Below are 18,800 nucleotides of genomic sequence, written 5' to 3' on the forward strand. Positions count from 1 at the left end.
TCTCGTACGTCGGTCGCCGGGTCCGGACAGAAAGAACCCCGGCCGGTGGTGCTCACCGGTCGGGGTTCAGGGTGCCTGCGTGCGTCGAGCGCACGCGAGGGGTCTCAGCGAGCGCCGTGCTCCGCGAGCAGGCGGTCGGTCTCGTCCTGGACGTGCGTCGCGATGTCTGCGTAGGCGGCAGCGTGCGCGCGGGCGTGGTGGGCGCAGAAGAGCAGCTCCCCACTCGGCATGGTCACGCGCACGTACGCCTGGGCGCCGCAACGGTCGCAACGGTCGGCCACGGTCAGCGGTTCAGTCGTCGTAGCAGTCACGTGACCATGTAATCATCCCCGGACCCTTTCCTCGTACCGAAATGGCCCGGGTTCGCTACCCGCGTAGCCGCGGCTTCTCGGGAATACGGTGGACGCCGCGACCGAGTGCGACGCGTCACGGCCCGGCGGCGAGGACCTGTGGGTGGCAGCGTCTAGGCTTTCCCTTCGTGACGACCACCTCTGAGTCCAGCTACACCGCACGGCACCTCTCCGTCCTCGAAGGACTCGAGGCCGTCCGCAAGCGACCCGGCATGTACATCGGGTCCACCGACTCGCGCGGTCTCATGCACTGCCTCTGGGAGATCATCGACAACTCGGTCGACGAGGCTCTCGCGGGCAACTGCGACGCGATCGAGGTCGTGCTGCACGCCGACACCTCGGTGACGGTCAAGGACAACGGCCGCGGCATCCCCGTGGACATCGAGCCCAAGACGGGGCTCAGCGGAGTCGAGGTCGTCTTCACCAAGCTGCACGCGGGCGGAAAGTTCGGCGGCGGCTCGTACACGGCTTCGGGCGGCCTGCACGGGGTGGGCGCCTCGGTCGTCAACGCTCTGTCCTCGCGCCTCGACGTCGAGGTGGACCGCGGCTCCAAGACGTACCGCATGACGTTCCACCGCGGCGAGCCCGGTGTGTTCGCCGACCCGGCGTCCGGACCTGACCCCGACGCGACGTTCACGCCCTTCGTCGAGCGCTCCGAGCTGGCCGTCGTGGGCAAGGCGCCCCGCGGGAAGACCGGGACGCGCGTGCGCTACTGGGCGGACCGCCAGGTGTTCCCCAAGACCGCGGTCTTCTCCTACGACGAGCTCGTGACCCGCGCGCGTCAGACGACCTTCCTCGTCCCGGGCCTCAAGATCACGCTGCGCGACGAGCGCGGGCTGCCGGGCACGCCCGGCGCCGACGGCCCGGTCGAGGAGAGCTTCCAGCACTCGGGCGGCACGATCGACTTCGTCGACTTCCTCGCCCCGGACCCCGCCGTCACCGCGACGTGGCACCTGACGGGTTCGGGCACGTTCAAGGAGACCGTCCCGGTCCTCGACGAGCGGGGCCACCTGACCCCGCAGGAGGTCACGCGCGACTGTGAGGTCGACGTGGCGCTGCGCTGGGGCACGGGCTACGACACCGAGCTGCGGACCTTCGTCAACATCATCTCGACGCCCAAGGGCGGCTCGCACCTCGCGGGCTTCGAGGCCGGGCTGCTCAAGATCCTGCGCAAGGGCGTCGAGACCAACGCGCGCCGCCTCAAGGTGTCGACCAAGGACGCCTCGGAGCGCATCGAGAAGGACGACGTCCTCGCTGGCCTCACGGCCGTGCTCACGGTCCGGCTCGCCGAGCCGCAGTTCGAGGGGCAGACCAAGGAGGTGCTCGGCACCGCTCCCGTCCGCGCGATCGTTGCGCGCGTCGTCGAGCAGCAGCTCGGCGCCATGCTGACCTCGACCAAGCGCGACGAGAAGACGCAGGCCTCGCTGCTGCTCGACAAGGTCGTCGCCGAGATGCGCGCCCGCATCACCGCGCGCAAGCAGAAGGAGATCTCGCGCCGCAAGAACGCGCTCGAGACCTCGTCGCTGCCGTCCAAGCTCGCGGACTGCCGCAGCGACGACGTCGAGCGCAGCGAGCTCTTCATCGTCGAGGGCGACTCGGCCCTCGGCACGGCCAAGCTCGCCCGCAGCTCCGACTTCCAGGCGCTCCTGCCCATCCGCGGGAAGATCCTCAACGTCCAGAAGGCCTCGGTCACGGACATGCTCCGCAACGCCGAGTGCGCCGCGATCATCCAGGTCATCGGCGCGGGCTCAGGGCGCTCGTTCGACCTCGAGGGCGCGCGCTACGGCAAGGTCGTGCTCATGACGGACGCCGACGTGGACGGCGCGCACATCCGTACGCTGCTGCTCACGCTCTTCTTCCGGTACATGCGGCCCCTCGTGGACGCGGGCCGCGTCTACGCGGCCGTGCCGCCGCTGCACCGCGTCGAGGTCATCGGCGCGGGCTCGCGCAAGAACGAGTACATCTACACGTACTCCGAGGCCGAGTTGCGGGACGTTCTCAAGAAGCTCGACCGGTCCGGCAAGCGCTACAAGGACGACATCCAGCGCTACAAGGGCCTCGGGGAGATGGACGCCGACCAGCTCGCGGAGACCACCATGGACCCGCGCCACCGCACGCTGCGTCGCGTCACGGCCGAGCACGCCGAGTCCGCAGAGCGCGTGTTCGAGCTCCTCATGGGCTCGGACGTCGCACCGCGCAAGGACTTCATCATCGCGGGGGCCGCAGGGCTGGACAGGGCGCGCATCGACGCCTGACGTCCCGTCTGCTGGGCGCCCGCCTCGCTGCGGGGCGGGCGTTCGTAGACTGCCAGGTGTGAACCCCCAGACTCTTCGTGCCACCCCGGCGCGCTCGCTGACCGCCCTGACGTCCCTCCTGCTCGCGGTCGGCCTCCTGGCCGGCTGCGCCCAGGGCGAGGACACGCCCGCGGCCGACACCACGGCCTCCTCGACGGTCGCTGCCGACGACGCCTCGTCCGAGCCGGCGGACGACGCGTCCGGCGACGCCGCTGACGACTCGGCGGACGACGTCGAGCTCACCTACGAGGGCGTCGCGGGGAAGACGGCGCTCGAGCTGCTCGTCGCGGCCGACCCCACCGCCGTGGTCCAGGGCGAGGGCGAGAACGCGTTCGTCACCGGGATCGACGGCCGCGAGGCGCAGGACTCCGCCAAGGAGTTCTGGGCCCTGTACGTGAACGGTGAGATGGCCCAGGTCGGCGCCGGGTCGCTCGTGACGGAGACGGGAGACGAGATCACGTGGAAGCTCGAGACCTACTGACCCGCTGGTGGCGGCCCGCGATCGCGGTGGCGTTCGTCGCCATCGCGATCGTGTTCCGCCTCGTGCGCGAGGAGATCGGCGCCCCGCCGAACCTCGAGCTCGTGACCTCGGCGGCGTTCGTCGCCGCGGTCCTCGTCCGGCACCGCCTCGCGTTCCTGGCACCGCTCGTCATCGCAGTGGTCTCCGACCTCGTGCTGGGCAACACGTCGATCGCGCTGTTCACGTGGAGCGCCTGGCTCGTCGTGGGCCTTGCAGCACTGCTGACGCGCAGCACGTCGGGATGGGGGCGTGTGGGTGCAGCCGCCGGGCTGGGCCTCGGCGGGTCGCTGTGGTTCTTCTTCTGGACCAACTTCGGCGTCTGGTTCCAGGGGCGCGGGGTCTGGTACCCCGCCGGGCTCGACGGGCTCGTGGCGAGCTACGTCGCGGGGCTGCCGTTCCTGCGGACCATGCTGGTCGGGAACCTCGTGCTCCTGCCGGTCGTGGCCGCGGGCACGCTGCTCGTGGAGCGGCTCGAGCGCTCGCGGGGAGTCGTGGCGGTGCCGCAGGCGGCGTGAGGTCGCTTCGTCTTTCGCCGAGGTAGAACGTCCTGCGCGAGATAGAACCCGGTGGGTACTACCTCGCGCAGGACGTTCTACCTCGCGGTCTCCGGGGCCGAGCCCTCGTCAGCCCAGCTCCTCGGCCAGGGCGACGATGATCCCCTCCGGCCCGCGGAGGTAGCAGAGCCGGTAGGCGTCCTCGTACCGGACGATCTCGCCGACGAGCGTGGCGCCGTGCGTGCCGAGCCGGGCGACGGTGTCGTCGATGTCGTCGACCGCGAACATCACGCGGTGCAGGCCCAGGGTGTTCGACGGCGCCGCACCCAGGCCGATGTCGACCGCGTCGGGCGAGCGGTAGGCGGACAGCTCGAGCCGTCCGGGCCCGTCGGGCACGCGCAGCATCGCGATCTCGGACCGCATCCCGTCGAGCCCGACGACGCTCCCCGCCCAGGCACCCTCGATGGGCGCCCTGCCCTCGAGCTCCATCCCGAGCTCGACGAAGAACGCGACCGCCGCGTCGAGGTCGGCGACGACGATGCCGATGTTGTCCAGCCGCTGGATCGCCATGCGTCGTCCCGTCTCAGTGGTTCTGGTCGGCGGCGCCGACGCCGCGGTCGGCGGCGGCCATGTCGCCCGTCGCGGGCGTGCCGTCGGCAAGACCGTAACGCAGCATGACCGTGCCTGCAGGGCTCGCCGCGGGCGGCTCGAGCAGAGTCAGGTTGGTGGGGACGGCGCCGCCGTCGAACACCTGCTTCCCGACGCCGAGGACGATCGGGTGGATCCAGAGGTCGAGGCGGTCGAACAGCTTCTCGCGCAGCAGCGTCTGCACCAGGCCGAGGCTGCCGACGACCTTGACGTGCTCGTGCCGGTCGCGGACCTCACGCACCGCGGCGGCGAGGTCGGGGCCGAGCTGCGTGGACCCGGCCCAGGAGAGGTCGGGTGTGCCGCGCGAAGCGACGTACTTGGGGATGCGGTTGAACAGCGCGGCGAAGTCGTCGTCCTGGCCACCCTCCTGGTGGGGCCAGAACGCGGCGAAGATGTCGTAGGTGCGGCGCCCGAGCAGGAGGGCGTCGGTGCCCTCGTACGCGGCAGCGACCTGCTCACCGGCGACGTCGTCCAGCAGGGGAGCCTGCCAGCCGCCGAACGGGAACCCGATCGGGTCCTCGTCGGGCCCGCCGGGCGCCTGCCCGACGAGGTCCAGGGTCGTGAACAGCTCGATCTCGATCGATCCCATGATGTGCTCCGGTGGGTCGGTGGCAGGGGCATGGTGTAGACCGGGCAGCGGGGTGGAACTCATCGTCCGCGGCGAGCCGTTCGACATGTGGCCGTCCTCGTGACCCTGGAGCTGCGACGCGGCTGGCGAGCTGTCGCGGGGGCGTCGGCGGGGTCAACGCGCGGTCAGGTCCACCCCGAGCAGCCGCCAGGCGCGCAGTGCGAGGAGTCGGAGCGTGGCCACGGGCGCGTCGGCCGAGACGGCTGCGGAGACCATCGTCACCGAGAGCATCAGGTCCGATGCTGTGCGATCTCCCGGGACAGTTCCGTCCGCCTGGCCGTTCCGGACCCGCGCGTCGATGACGGCCTCGACGCGGGCTGCGAGCGAGGCGACGCGGTCGTCGGTGTTCGCGGCGCGGACGAGGTCGACGAACGCGGTCGAGTCCACGATCTGCTGCGTGATCTTCGTGAGCAGGTCCCGGAGCGTCGAGCGCGGGTCGGCAGCCAGCAGCTCGAGCTCGGCCACGTTGTCCTCGAAGACGGCCACGGCGAGGGCGACCCGGTCGGGAAAGTGCCGGTAGAGGCTGCCTTGCCCGACGCCGGCCCGCTTGGCGATCGCCGCGAGCGGGGCGTCGATCCCGCTCTCGGCGAAGACCGCTCGAGCCGCCGTGAGGAGTGCGGTGCGATTGCGCGCCGCCGCGGCCGGGCCGAGGTTCGCGGCTCGGCCGGGCGGCGTGTCGGTAGTGGGCATGCTGGGGAGCCTAGACCTGTGTCATCCTCTCGTGCGGGCCATGTGGCGGGCGGCGCGCAGACCGAACACGGCAGCCGGACCGATCGTCGACCCCGGACCCGGATAGGTGTGTCCCATCACGGAGGCGGAGTTGTTGCCGGCGGAGTACAGGCCCTCGATCACGGAGCCGTCGTGACGCAGTGCGCGGGAGTCGGCGTCGGTCACCACTCCGCCCTTGGTGCCGAGGTCGCCGATGACGATCTTGTAGGCGACGAAGGGGCCCTTCTCGATGGTCCCCAGGCACGGGTTCGGTCGCACGGTCGGGTCACCGTAGTAGCGGTCGTAGGCCGAGTCGCCCTTGCCGAAGTCCTGGTCGCGACCGGTGCGAGCGAACCCGTTGAGTCGCTCCACCGTGGCCCGGAAGGTCGCCTTGTCGAGGTCGAGCTTCTCGGCGAGCTCCTCGAGGGTGTCCGCCTTCACCTCGATTCCCTCGGACCTCATCGCCTTGGTGAGCCTCGGGTCCAGCGCGAAGGAGCGCAGGTAGCGGTGGCGGTGGCGGGCGTCGAGGATGAACCGGTAGTCGCCCTCCTTGTCGTGCTCGAGCATGTGATGGCCGAGATCTACGTAGGACTCGGCCTCGTTGGCGAACCGGGCTCCTCGGGCGTCGACGATGAGCGAGTAGGGCAGCGACCGCTCACCGACCAGGAAGGACGGACCGGATCCCTCCGGGCCTGCGATCGACGCACCCCACCAGGCGTCCTCCATCAGCTCGACGGCGGCACCGGCCTGTTGCGCGAGGTCGATCGGAACGCCGAGGGCACCTGGGCTGCCCGACGGTGAGCCCTCGATGCCCTGGAGCTCCAGGCGCTTGGCCTTGTTCTGGTCGAAGCCCCCGGCCGCGAGCATGACCCCGCGGTTCGCGCCGATCGTCACTGCCCTGCCGTCCTTGCGGACCTGGACGCCGACGACGCGGTCGCCCTCGAGGATCAGCTCCTCCAGAGGTGACTCCAGCCACAGGGGCGCCTTGCCCCCGACGAGCACGGCATGCCCGAGCCGTGCCGTGAGGCCCGCGCCGATGCCGGTGAGCTTCTTGCCGGTGACGACGCCCCCGAGCACCCGGAAGACGACTCGAGCGCCACGCCCGAAGCCGTCGAGGGTCGACCAGGCGCGCACGATCTGCCACACGTCGTCTGTCATCATCGGCAACGGCATGAGGATGCGCAGCGACTTCGCCAGGTCGCCGATCTTCCGTACGTCGAACGGCTTGGGCTCGATCGCCCGGCCGATCTTGCCGCCCGGCAGCTCTGGGTAGTAGTCCGGGTAGTCGGTGGCGCGGGCGAAGACGACGCCGTGCTTCTCGGCCGTGAGGACGAAGTCGTCGACGCCGTCGACGTACGCCTCCTTGCGCTCGCGCGCCGTGGCACGACCGACGTCGCCGATCGTGGCCTCCATGTACTCGAGCGCCTCCTCGCGCGAATCGCCGGCACTGGCGCGCTGCATGAGCGGGTTGTTCGGAAGCCACATGCCGCCGCCCGACATCGCGGTGTTGCCGCCCCACCTGTCGGTGCTCTCCAGCAGCAGGACGCTGAGCCCTTCATCGACGGCGCCCAGCGCGGTCGTGAGCCCCGCACCTCCTGTGCCGACGACGACGACGTCGTAGGTGTGATCGAAACTGCGCACCGTTAGCCTCCTCCAACCGGACAACTCTGTCCGGTTCAGTCTGGCACAGCTCCCCGCCCAGCACCATGCTCGTGACTCACGTGGGGATCACACGCTGAAGTACTTCGCCTCTGCGTGGTGGAACACGAACGCGTCCGTCGACTGCTCCGGGTGCAGCTGCAGCTCGTCCGAGAGCACCACACCCGCCCGCTCGGGCCGCAGCAGCTCGACGACCTTGCGCCGGTCCTCCATGTCGGGGCACGCGGGGTATCCCAGCGAGAACCTCGCCCCGCGGTACTTGAGGTCGAACATCCCTTGGACGTCCGAGGGCTCCTCGTCCGCGAACCCGAGCTCGGAGCGCACGCGCGAGTGCCACATCTCGGCGAGCGCCTCGGTGAGCTGCACGGACAGGCCGTGCAGCTCCATGTACTCGCGGTACTTGTTCGCGGCGAAGAGCTTGGCCGTGTGCACGTCGACGGTGTCGCCCATGGTCACGAGCTGGACGGGCAGGACGTCGTAGCGTCCGGTCTCCTCGACCCACGAGCGGGGCTTGACGAAGTCCGCGAGGCACAGGTGACGGTCGCGCCGTTGCCGGGGGAACGTGAAGCGCAGCCGCTCGGTCCCCACGGGACCGCCCGAGCCGCCGTCGGGCCCGTCGTGGTGCCCGACGACCACGTCGTTGCCCTCCGACCACACCGGGAAGTACCCGTAGATCACCGACGGGTCGACGATCCCGTCGGTGCGGACCTGCTCGAGCCACGCGTTGAGGCGCGGGCGCCCCTCGGTCTCGACGAGCTCCTCGTAGGAGGCTCCGTCGTCGGAGCGCCCCGGCTTGAGCCCCCACTGGCCCATGAACGTCGCGCGCTCGTCCAGGAACGCCGCGTAGTCGGCGAGCTGGATGCCCTTGACGATGCGCGTGCCCCAGAAGGGCGGGTCGGGGACCAGGTTGTCGGCCGCGACGTCCGAGCGGGCGGGCAGGTCCTCCTCGGGCGTCTGCGTCACGGTCACGGTCGCGTGCCGGCGCTTCTTGAGAGGAGGCAGCCCGACGGCGTCGCGCGCCTCTCCCCGCGCCACGCGGACGAGCGGTTCCATGAGTCGCAGGCCCTCGAACGCGTCGCGCGCGTAGCGGACCTCGCCCTGGTAGACGTCGGCCAGGTCGTCCTCGACGTACGTGCGCGTCAGGGCAGCGCCGCCCAGCAGGACGGGCCAGCGCTGCGCGTACCCGCGGGCGTTGAGCTCCTCGAGGTTCTCCTTCATGACGACGGTCGACTTCACGAGCAGCCCGCTCATGCCGATCACGTCGGCATCGTGGGCCTCGGCGGCCTCGATCATCGCGGCGATGGGCTGCTTGATGCCGATGTTGACCACGGTGTAGCCGTTGTTGGTCAGGATGATGTCGACCAGGTTCTTGCCGATGTCGTGCACGTCGCCACGCACGGTGCCGATCACGATGGTGCCCTTGGATCGCCCGCTCGCGTCCTCGGACTTCTCCATGTGCGGCTCGAGGTAGGCCACGGCGGTCTTCATGGCCTCGGCCGACTGCAGCACGAACGGGAGCTGCATCTCGCCCTTGCCGAACAGCTCGCCCACGACCTTCATGCCCTCGAGCAGGTGGTCGTTGACGATGTCGAGGGCCTTCCAGCCCTCGTCGAGCGCAGCCTGCAGGTCGGTGTCGAGCCCCTTGAGCTCGCCGTCGACGATGCGCCGCTCGAGGCGCTCGCCCAGTGGCAGGGCCGCCATCTCGGCCGCGCGGGCGTCCTTGAGCGACGCCGAGTCGACGCCGGCGAACAGGTCGAGCAGCCGGGCCAGGGGGTCGACCGTCATGTTCCCCTCGGCGTCGAACTCGCGGCGGTCCCACACGAGGTCGAGCGCGGCCTGGCGCTGCTCGTCGGGGATCTTCGCGAGCGGCAGGATCTTGGCCGCGTGCACGATCGCGGAGTCGAGCCCGGCCTCGACGGCCTCGTGCAGGAACACCGAGTTGAGGACGACGCGCGCGGCGGGGTTGAGCCCGAACGACACGTTGGAGACACCGAGCGTGGTGTGCACGCCCGGGTAGGCGGCCTTGAGCGCGCGGATGGCCTCGATGGTCTCGATCGCGTCGCGGCGCGTCTCCTCCTGCCCGGTCGCGATGGGGAACGTCAGGGTGTCGACGACGATGTCCTCGATGCGCATGCCCCAGGTGCCCACGAGGTCGTCGATCAGGCGGCTCGCGATGGCCACCTTCGCGTCGGCCGTGCGGGCCTGGCCGTCCTCGTCGATCGTCAGTGCGATGACCGCGGCGCCGTGCTCCTTGACGAGCGGCATGATCCGCGCGTAGCGCGAGGTCGGGCCGTCGCCGTCCTCGAAGTTCACCGAGTTCACGACCGCGCGCCCGCCGATGAGCTCGAGGCCCGCCTGGATCACGGGCGGCTCGGTCGAGTCGATCACGAGCGGCAGCGTCGAGGCGCTCGCGAGCCGCGAGACGACCGCGCGGGCGTCCGCGACGCCGTCGCGCCCCACGTAGTCGATGCACACGTCCAGCAGGTGCGCGCCGTCGCGCGTCTGGGCGCGCGCGATCGCGACGCACTCGTCCCAGTTCTCGGCGAGCATGGCCTCGCGGAACGCCTTGGACCCGTTGGCGTTGGTCCGCTCGCCGATCGCGAGGAACGAGGCGTCCTGGTCGAAGTCGACGTGCGAGTACAGGCTCGCGACACCGATCTCGCGGGCAGGGTCCCGCGGGGTCACGGGTCGGGCGCGGACGGCCTCGACGACCTGGCGCAGGTGCTCGGGCGTGGTGCCGCAGCACCCGCCCACGAGGCCCAGGCCGAACTCGGTGACGAACTGGGCGTGCGCGGCCGCGAGCTCGCTCGGCGTGAGCGGGTAGGAGGCGCCGTTCTTGCCCAGCACGGGCAGGCCCGCGTTGGGCATGCACGTCACGGGGATCTCGGCGTGCTTGGACAGGTGGCGCAGGTGCTCGCTCATCTCGGCGGGCCCCGTGGCGCAGTTCAGGCCGATCGCGTCCACGCCGAGCGACTGGAGCGTGGTCAGCGCCGCGCCGATCTCTGAGCCCATGAGCATGGTGCCCGTGGTCTCGACCGTGACCTGCACGATGACCGGCACCGACCGCCCCTCCGCAGCCATCGCGGCGCGCGAGCCGTTGACCGCGGCCTTGGCCTGGAGCAGGTCCTGGCTCGTCTCGACGAGGATCGCGTCGACCCCGCCCTGGAGCAGGCCCGCGGCCTGCTCGGCGAACGTGTCGCGCAGGTTCGCGTACGTCGTGTGCCCCAGGCTCGGCAGCTTGGTCCCGGGGCCCATCGAGCCCAGCACCCAGCGCGGATGCTCGGGGGTCGAGAACGCGTCCGCGCGCTCGCGCGCGATGCGTGCCCCGGCCGCGGCGAGCTCGCGGATGCGGTCCTCGATGTCGTAGTCCGACAGGTTGGACCAGTTGGCGCCGAACGTGTTGGTCTCGACGCAGTCGACGCCGACCTCGAGGTAGGCGTCGTGGACGGCGGCGATGATGTCGGGGCGCGAGACGTTGAGGATCTCGTTGCAGCCCTCGAGCTGCTGGTAGTCCTCGAGGCTCGGGTCCTGCTCCTGGATCATGGTCCCCATGGCGCCGTCGGCGACGACCACGCGGGTGCGCAGGGCCTCGGCGAAGGCGGCGGATCTGGCGTTGGCGACGTCGTGGGGCATGAGGCGAACTGTAACGCCGGGCCGCGTGCGGGGACCCGGGCGTCCGGAAAACAGGATGCTGCGCGGCACCTCGCGACCTAGCGTGGTGCGCATGAGCACCGAACCGCCCGCCCCGCCCGCTCCGCCCACCTTGGCCCCGATCGCCGAGCGCGTGGCCGCACCGGCCCACCTGCCGCTCCCCGAGGTCGACGGCCTCGTCTGGCGCTCGCTGACGCTCGTGGACGCCCCGGCCCTGTTCGGGCTCACCGCGGCCGTCGAGGAGCACGACCAGCACCCGTTCCGCACCTCGCTCGAGGAGACCGAGGAGATGTTCGAGGGGGAGTGGCGCGACCTCGCGCGCGACACCCTGGTGGGCCTGGACGCCGACGGCGAGCCGCGCGCCTACGCGTCGGTCGACACCCGTCCCGGGGACGCGAGCGTCGTCCGCGCGTTCGTCCAGGGTGCGGTCCACCCGCGGTGGCGGGGACGCGGTGTCGGTCGTCAGGTCCTGGCCTGGTCGACGGGGCGGGCGCGGCAGCTCCTCGCGGCGTCGGGCAAGGAGCTGCCCGCGCGCATCGCGGGCTACGTCCAGGACGACGACGCGTCCGAGTGCCGCCTGTTCGAGGCCGCGGGATACACCGCGAACCGCTACTACTCGACCCTGCGCCGCGACCTGTCGCTGCCCGTCCCGGAGGTCGCGCTGGGCGACGGCCTGCGCGTCGTGCCATGGTCTCCCGAGCTCGACGAGGCCACGCGCCTGGCCCACAACGACGCGTTCCGCGACCACTGGGGCAGCGAGCCCGCGACGCCCGAGTCGTGGGTGCACGGGCGCAGCATGTTCGCCCCCGAGTGGAGCGTGCTCGTCGTCGACGACGTCGCCCCTGCTCCCGGTGCAGTCGACGGTTCGGAGTCGGTGAGCGAGACGCCCGACGGCGCGGCTCCCGCCCTCAGCACGGCCGGCGGTCCCGTCGTGGCCGGCTACCTCCTGTCCGGCCGGTACGAGCAGGACTGGCCCGTCGCGGGGTACTCGAGCGGCTACACCGAGACCCTCGGGGTGCGTCGGGAGTACCGCGGGCGCAGGATCGCGCTCGCGCTGCTCAGCGCGGGCATGGCCGCGTACCAGGCGGGCGGGGTCGAGTACGCCGAGCTCGACGTCGACACCGAGAACCCGTCCGGCGCCCACGGGCTCTACTCGAGCCTCGGCTACGAGAAGAAGGACGGCTCCCGGATGTACTCGATCGAGCTCTGAGGCCCTACCGTGTCCCCAGGTCAGCGCGGCAACGGTGCCGCGCGCCAGGGCGCCCGTGACCCGGGTCGCCCCTCCTGGAAAGGGAACGACGTGGTCTCCTCGACTCCTCGCGTCTCGCACGCACCCACCTCGCACCGAGCGGTCCCGATCATGGCCGTGCTGCGGCGCCGCCCCCTGGCGGCGCTCGCGGCCGGTGCCTTCCTGCTGCTCTCCGTGGTGCACCTGGTCGCCCACCTGGCCGGAGCGGAGCAGGTCGCGAACATGACCCAGTGGTTCGTCATGCCGCTCCTGGCGCTCGTCGTCTGGACCGCGACGGGATCGCCCCGCGGCGCGGCCGCTGCACCGGCCGCAGTGCCGCGCGGGCGGTCCCGGCTCGTGCGGTGGACGCTCGTCGCGCTCGGGTTCTCCTGGCTCGGTGACTCCGCGCCCGACCTGTCGAGCGGCGACGCCTCGTTCCTGACCATGGTCGGGTTCTTCCTGCTCGCGCAGCTCGCGTACGTCGCGGCCTTCTGGCCGTCGCGCGGGTCGAGCGTGCTGCGCCGCCCGGTCCTGCTCGTGCCCTACGCGCTCGCCCTCGTGGCGCTCGTGGTCCTGTGCGCCCCGCACGCGGGCGCGCTGCTGGTCCCGGTCATGGTCTACGGCCTGTGCCTGACGCTCATGGCGGTGCTGTCGACCGGCGTGCACCGGGTCGCGGGCATCGGCGGGGCGATCTTCCTGGTCTCCGACGCGCTCATCGCGCTCGGGGCGTTCGTCCCGGGCTTCGAGGTCCCGGGGCCGCTGTCGTCGGGGTTCTGGGTCATGCTCACCTACCTCGCGGGCCAGGCGCTGCTCACGGTCGGGATCCTGCGTCGCGACGCGGGCGAGGCCGGGGAGTCCTAGTCGGCGTGCCCTGTGCGCCGTGCACGCCGCACGAGACGGCCGAGGGGCCGACCGGAGACACCGGTCGGCCCCTCGGCCGTTCGCCGCACGACGCGGCGAGGTCGTGCTGTGCTCAGCCGACGCCGATCGCGGTGATCGGGACGTCGAGCGGGGCGCCCGAGCCGTCGCGTCGCTGGTCGACCGGTGGGAGGTCGACCGGCTGCCCGGCGGACCCGACGGCCCGGCCGGGGCCGCGGCCGACCCACGCGAAGATGAGCGAGTCCTCGCCCTTGAGGAAGCGCTGGGCGCGGACGCCGCCCGTCGCGCGTCCCTTGCCCGGGTACAGCTCGTACGGCGTGACCTTCCCGGCGCCCGCCTGCGTGCCCGGCAGGGCGTCGGACGACCCGGCGATGGTCACGACGGTCATGAGGTCGCGGCTGTCGGCCTCGACGACCCCGAAGAACGTGACGCGCTGGTCCGGGCCGAGCTTGATGCCCGCCATGCCGGCCGCGCTGCGCCCCTGGGGGCGCACGGCCGACGCGTCGAAGTGCAGCAGGTTCGCGTCGGAGCTGACGAACACGAGCTCGTCCTGGTCGGTGACCGGTGCCGCTCCGACCACGCTGTCGCCCTCCTTGAGGGAGATGACCTCCCATGCGTCGCGGTTGGTCGGCACGTCGCCTGCGATGACGCGCTTGACCACGCCGCCTGCGGTACCGAGCGCCAGGGTGGGCGCGTCGGGGTCGAGCGAGACGATCGTCAACGGCTCCTCGCCCGGCTCGAGGCTCACGATCTCGCTCAGCGGGACGCCGCCGGACAGGCTCGGGGCACCGTCGGTCGGGGGCAGGGTCGGCAGGTCCAGCACGGAGAGACGCACGATCCGTCCGCGGCTCGTGACGAGACCGACGTCGCTGCGCACGCTCGCGAGCACGGTGCCGCGCAGCGCGTCGTGCGAGTGGCGGCGCCCGCCCGTGCCGGGCTCGGTCGCGTCGCTCGTGCGGGCCAGGAGCCCCGTCGCGGACATGAGTGCCCAGCAGGGGGTGTCCTCGACCTCGAGCGGCACGGCCGAGATGGTCCCGAGCACGCCCTGGGCCGAGGTGGGCGAGGCACCCGCCGACTCGAGCAGGATGGTGCGGCGGGGCGTGCCGTAGGTCTTGGCGACCTCCTTCATCTCCGCCGAGACGACCGCGCGCAGCTTGGCGTCGTCGCCGAGGATCTCCTCGAGCTGGGCGATCTCGAGGCGCAGGGCCTCCTGCTCCTTCTCGAGCTCGAGGCGGGAGAACTTGGTCAGACGGCGCAGCCGCAGCTCGAGGATGTACTCGGCCTGGGGCTCGGAGAGGTCGAAGACCTCGCGCAGGCGGGTCCGGGCCGTGTCCGCGTCGTCGCTCGTGCGGATGACCTGGATGACCTCGTCGATGTCGACGATCGCGAGCAGCAGGCCCTCGACCAGGTGCAGCCGTTCCTTGCGCTTGGCGAGCCGGTACGCGCTGCGACGCCGCACGACGTCGATCCGGTGGTCGACCCAGACCTGGAGCAGCTCGCGCAGGCCCAGCGTGCGGGGCTGGCCCTCGACGAGCGCGACGTTGTTGATGCCGAACGAGTCCTCGAGCGGCGTGACCTTGTAGAGCTGCTCGAGCACGGCCTCGGGGTTGAAGCCCGTCTTGATCTCCACGACCAGGCGCAGTCCGTGCGCGCGGTCGGTCAGGTCGGTCGCGTTGGTGATGCCCACGAGCTTCTTCGACTTCACGCCCTCGGCGATCTTCTCGATGACCTTCTCCGGCCCCACGAGGTAGGGGAGCTCGGTGAAGACGATGCCCTTGCGCTTGGCCGTGATGTTCTCGATGCGCGCCGTGGCCCGCGTGCGGAACGAGCCGCGGCCCGTGCGGTAGGCGTCGCGGATGCCGTCGAGGCCGACGATCTTGCCGCCCCCGGGCAGGTCCGGACCGGGGATGAAGCGCATGAGCGCCTCGAGGTCCGCGGTGGGGTGCTTGATGAGGTGCTGGGCCGCGGCGACGACCTCCACCAGGTTGTGGGGCGCCATGTTGGTCGCCATGCCGACGGCGATGCCCGCGGCTCCGTTGACCAGGAGGTTCGGGATGGCCGAGGGCAGGACCTCGGGCTGGGTCAGCTTGTTGTCGTAGTTCGGGATGAAGTCGACGACGTCCTCGTCGAGCCCGACGGTCATGGCCATGGCCGAGGTCGCGAGGCGGGCCTCGGTGTACCGGGGGGCCGCGGGGCCGTCGTCGAGCGACCCGAAGTTCCCGTGCCCGTCGACGAGGGGCAGGCGCAGCGAGAAGGGCTGGGCCAGACGGACCAGCGCGTCGTAGATCGCGGTGTCGCCGTGCGGGTGGAGCTTGCCCATGACCTCGCCGACGACGCGCGCCGACTTGACGTGGCCGCGGTCCGGACGCAGGCCCATGTCGGACATCTGGAACAGGATGCGACGCTGGACGGGCTTGAGGCCGTCGCGCGCGTCCGGCAGTGCACGGGCGTAGATGACCGAGTACGCGTACTCGAGGAAGGACCCCTCCATCTCCGTCGTGACGTCGATGTCGATGATCTTCTCGTGGACCTCGCTCGGGTCGAGCGGGGCTTTCGAGGCGGACGGTCTGCGCGCCATGGGTCGTCGGGCTCCTGCGGGTCGGTGGGTCGGGGACAGCGGTCGTCGCGTGGCGAAGGCTCGGGTGCGGCACAGCGGGCACCGCGGGCACGGGTGCGGCCCGGTCGGGACGTGTTGCCGGTGCCCCGCAGTACCAGCGAACGATACTGCGGGGCACCGACACCCGGGCCTCATTCTCCCGCGAACCGGGCGTGCCGCTGACCAGCGGTGCCGCTACCCACGTAGCCTAGGGCGGGTGAGCGGACACGACGTCCCGGCGGAGCCCGACGCGGGGCCCCACGACGCCGGCCAGGGGGAGTACCCGGTCGAGTGGGAGGCAGACGTGGTGCTGCGCGACGGCAGCACGACGCACGTGCGCCCCATCCGTCCGTCCGACGCCCCGGCCCTCCAGCGCTTCCACATGGGGCAGTCCGAGCGCTCGACCTACCTGCGCTTCTTCGCGAACATCGAGCGGCTCTCGGACCGTGACCTCGCGCGCTTCACGGTCGTCGACCACGACGAGCGCGTGGCCCTGGTCGCCGTCAAGCGCGTGGGGGAGGGGTCGCGCGAGGACATCATCGGCGTCGCGCGCTTCGACAAGGTCACGCCGCACGAGGCCGAGGTCGCGTTCAACATCGCCGACGCCGAGCAGGGGCGCGGGCTGGGCTCGGTGCTGCTCGAGCACCTCGCGGTCGCCGCGAGGGAGCGCGGGGTGCGGAGGTTCAGCGCCGAGGTGCTGCCGCAGAACGGCAAGATGCTCGCCGTCTTCCAGGAGGCCGGGTACGCCACGAGCCAGCACGTCGACGACGGGATCGTCGCCGTCAGCGTCGACCTCGACCCGACCGAGCGCTCGCGGGCGGTCATGGCGGACCGTGAGCACCGCGCCGAGGCGCGCTCGATGCACGGTCTGCTCACGGCCCGTCGCGTCCTGCTCGTCGGACCGGGCCCGACGGCGGAGCCCGGCACCGCGAGCCGTCTCATGGCCGAGCGCGTGCTCGCCAACGCGCTGACGGACCCGGGTGACGGCACGTTCGACGTCGTGGGCGTGGCTCCCCCCGCAGGCTTCGACGACCCTTCCGCGGAGCCCGCGGAGCCCGCGGAGCCCACGGAGCCCGCGGAGCGAGGGGTCGAGCCCGACAGCGTCGACAGCACCGACAGCACCGACAGCACCGACGACGACGGTGCGGCAGGGAGTCCGGCCGTCCGGTTCTTCGCGCGACTCGCGGACGTCCCCGGGCCCGTGGACCTCGCGCTCCTGGCGCTGCCCCCGCACGAGGCGATCGCGGCCACGGCCGAGCTCGAGCGCCTGGGCGTGCGCGCCGTCGTCGTGCTCTCGGCGGGCTACGCCGAGACCGGGCCCGAGGGCGTGGCCCTGCGGCGCGAGCTGCTGCGCACCGCGCACGCGGCGGGGATGCGCGTGGTCGGTCCCGCGACGTACGGGCTCTTCACGACCCACGTCGAGCACCGGCTCAACGCGAGCCTGGCCGAGGTGCTGCCGCCCGCCGGGAGCATCGGGATCTTCTGCCAGTCGGCGCCCACCGCGGTCACGCTCCTGGCGACCGCCCTGCGCCGCGGGATCGGGGTCTCGTCGTTCGTGTCGGCCGGGCACCGGGCCGACGTCTCGGGCAACGACCTCATGCAGTTCTGGCAGGACGACCCCGAGACCTCGGTCGTGTGCCTGTACCTCGAGTCGATCGGCAACCCCCGCAAGTTCTCCCGCATCGCGCGCAGGCTCGCGTCGGTCAAGCCCGTCGTGGTCGTGACCGCGGGGCGCTCGGGGCAGGTCGTGCCGCCCGGGCACGCGGTGCGCTCGACGCGCGCCCCGCGCCGCACGCTCGACGAGATGCTGCGCCAGTCGGGCGTGATCCACGCCGAGAACACCCACCACCTGGTCGACATCGCCCAGCTCCTGGCGTACCAGCCGCTGCCGAGCGGCCGGCGCATCGGGCTCCTCACGTCCTCGGCGGCGCTCACCGCGCTCGTCGCGGAGGCCGTGGGGTCGGCAGGGCTCGTGGTCTCGGACCGGTCGGGCTTCGTGGCCGAGGACGCCGACGACGACGAGGTCGAGGCCGCCGTCGCAGCGATCTTCGCTCCCGACGCGTGCGACGTCGTGGTCGCGGTGCACGTGCCCACGGTGCGCCCGCGCGGGGAGGCGTTCTCGCGGGCCGTCGCGCGCGCGGCCGCGGCGAGCGGGCGCACCACGGTCGCGAGCGTCCTGGGCATGCACGGGCTCGCCGAGGAGCTCTCGGCCCCCGACCCGACGAACCCCGACGGACCACCCGTGCACGTGCCCGCCTACTCGACGCCCGAGGACGCGGTCGCCGCGGTCGGGGCCGTGGTCGGGTACGCCCGCTGGCGCGAGGCCGACCACGGCACGGTCGAGCGACCGACGGGCGTCGACTCCGACGGGGCGCGTGCCCTGGTCGAAGGGGCGCTCGTCGGGGACACCGTGGTGGACCTCGACCCCCAGGACGTCGGGCGCCTGCTCGCGGCCTACGGGATCGAGCTGTGGCCCTCGCGCCGCGTCCGCACGGCCGACGAGGCCGTCGCGGCAGCCCACGAGATCGGTTGGCCCGTGGCCCTCAAGAGCACCGCCGAGTCGCTGCGGCACCGTGCGGACCTGGGGGGCGTGCGCCTCGACATCGGCGACGAGGACGAGCTGCGCGACGACGTCGAGCAGATGCGCGAGACGCTCGCGGCCGTGCTGCCGGGGGTGCTCGGCCCGGGAGCCGGCACGGACGGGCACGGGGAGCAGGGCGGCCCCGCGCCCTTCGAGGTCCAGCGCATGAGCGACGCCGGCGTGGCGTGCGTCGTGCGCTCGACCGAGGACCAGCTCTTCGGTCCGGTCGTCTCGTTCGGGCTCGCGGGCGACGCGGTCGACCTCCTGGGCGACGTGAGCTACGGCGTGCCACCTCTCACGGACGTCGACGTCGCGACCATGGTCCGCTCGATCCGCGCCGCGCCCCGCCTGTTCGGGTACATGGGCGCGCCCGTCGCGGACACCGCTGCCCTCGAGGACCTGATCGCGCGCGTGTCCCTCATGGCGGACGAGCTGCCCGAGCTGCGCAGCGTCGAGATCTACCCGGTCGTGGTCGCCGAGCACGGCGCCGCGGTGCTGGGTGCCCGGGTCCAGGTCGCGGGCGCCCAGCGCGCCGACACCCTGCGCAGGGCCCTGCCGGGCTGA

General features: G+C 72.0%; 13 protein-coding genes. 6 read left to right on the forward strand and 7 right to left on the reverse strand.

The features are described 5' to 3' along the window. Positions 1-104: 104 nt before the first annotated feature. Positions 105-311 carry a hypothetical protein gene (locus ACFWGN_RS07635; protein ID WP_056650208.1) on the reverse strand — a complete coding sequence of 69 codons (207 nt, stop codon included), beginning with the start codon at positions 309-311 and terminating at the stop codon, positions 105-107. A gap of 167 nt (positions 312-478) precedes the next feature. On the opposite strand from ACFWGN_RS07635, the gene ACFWGN_RS07640 reads away from it, so the two are divergent. From ACFWGN_RS07640 to ACFWGN_RS07650, 3 genes are read left to right on the forward strand one after another with little or no spacing between them, the layout of a single operon-like run. Continuing rightward, on the forward strand, positions 479-2,605 hold the full coding sequence (locus ACFWGN_RS07640) for a type IIA DNA topoisomerase subunit B (protein WP_377616367.1): 2,127 nt from the start codon (positions 479-481) through the stop codon (positions 2,603-2,605). A gap of 58 nt (positions 2,606-2,663) precedes the next feature. Continuing rightward, a complete protein-coding gene (locus ACFWGN_RS07645) occupies positions 2,664-3,125 on the forward strand; it encodes a DUF4430 domain-containing protein (RefSeq protein ID WP_377616368.1) in 462 nt (153 codons plus the stop codon). Beyond that, positions 3,104-3,679, forward strand: a complete 576-nt coding sequence (locus ACFWGN_RS07650; RefSeq protein ID WP_377616369.1) for a DUF6580 family putative transport protein — start codon at positions 3,104-3,106, stop codon at positions 3,677-3,679. Before ACFWGN_RS07645 ends, ACFWGN_RS07650 begins: the two co-directional genes overlap by 22 nt. 108 nt (positions 3,680-3,787) lie before the next feature. Here ACFWGN_RS07650 and ACFWGN_RS07655 read toward each other — a convergent pair whose 3' ends face one another. The 5 genes from ACFWGN_RS07655 to metH form a co-directional block, all read right to left on the reverse strand. After that, complete coding sequence (locus tag ACFWGN_RS07655) at positions 3,788-4,228, reverse strand: VOC family protein (RefSeq protein WP_377616371.1); 441 nt, start codon at positions 4,226-4,228, stop codon at positions 3,788-3,790. A 13-nt stretch (positions 4,229-4,241) separates the two neighbouring features. Then, positions 4,242-4,895 carry a dihydrofolate reductase family protein gene (locus tag ACFWGN_RS07660; protein ID WP_377616372.1) on the reverse strand — a complete coding sequence of 218 codons (654 nt, stop codon included), beginning with the start codon at positions 4,893-4,895 and terminating at the stop codon, positions 4,242-4,244. A 153-nt stretch (positions 4,896-5,048) separates the two neighbouring features. Continuing rightward, on the reverse strand, positions 5,049-5,624 hold the full coding sequence (locus ACFWGN_RS07665) for a TetR/AcrR family transcriptional regulator (protein ID WP_377616373.1): 576 nt from the start codon (positions 5,622-5,624) through the stop codon (positions 5,049-5,051). Between the two features lie 21 nt (positions 5,625-5,645). Continuing rightward, on the reverse strand, positions 5,646-7,283 hold the full coding sequence (locus tag ACFWGN_RS07670) for an FAD-binding protein (RefSeq protein ID WP_377616374.1): 1,638 nt from the start codon (positions 7,281-7,283) through the stop codon (positions 5,646-5,648). Positions 7,284-7,370: 87 nt separating this feature from the next. Then, on the reverse strand, positions 7,371-10,934 hold the full coding sequence (gene metH / locus ACFWGN_RS07675) for a methionine synthase (RefSeq protein ID WP_377616375.1): 3,564 nt from the start codon (positions 10,932-10,934) through the stop codon (positions 7,371-7,373). A gap of 91 nt (positions 10,935-11,025) precedes the next feature. On the opposite strand from metH, the gene ACFWGN_RS07680 reads away from it, so the two are divergent. Then, positions 11,026-12,162 (forward strand): GNAT family N-acetyltransferase, encoded by a 1,137-nt coding sequence (locus tag ACFWGN_RS07680; protein ID WP_377616376.1) that lies wholly within the window; start codon positions 11,026-11,028, stop codon positions 12,160-12,162. A gap of 90 nt (positions 12,163-12,252) precedes the next feature. Continuing rightward, positions 12,253-13,041 carry a lysoplasmalogenase gene (locus tag ACFWGN_RS07685; protein ID WP_377616378.1) on the forward strand — a complete coding sequence of 263 codons (789 nt, stop codon included), beginning with the start codon at positions 12,253-12,255 and terminating at the stop codon, positions 13,039-13,041. A 112-nt stretch (positions 13,042-13,153) separates the two neighbouring features. Here the strand turns inward: ACFWGN_RS07685 and ACFWGN_RS07690 are convergent, their stop codons facing one another. Beyond that, positions 13,154-15,637: a DNA topoisomerase (ATP-hydrolyzing) subunit A gene (locus ACFWGN_RS07690; RefSeq protein ID WP_377616379.1), complete on the reverse strand. Its 2,484-nt coding sequence runs from the start codon at positions 15,635-15,637 to the stop codon at positions 13,154-13,156. 235 nt (positions 15,638-15,872) lie between these two features. Here ACFWGN_RS07690 and ACFWGN_RS07695 point away from each other — a divergent pair, with 235 nt between their 5' ends. Then, positions 15,873-18,800 carry a GNAT family N-acetyltransferase gene (locus ACFWGN_RS07695; protein WP_377616381.1) on the forward strand — a complete coding sequence of 976 codons (2,928 nt, stop codon included), beginning with the start codon at positions 15,873-15,875 and terminating at the stop codon, positions 18,798-18,800.

Source organism: Oerskovia sp. NPDC060338, assembly GCF_042726295.1.
Taxonomy (GTDB): Bacteria; Actinomycetota; Actinomycetes; order Actinomycetales; family Cellulomonadaceae; genus Oerskovia; species Oerskovia merdavium.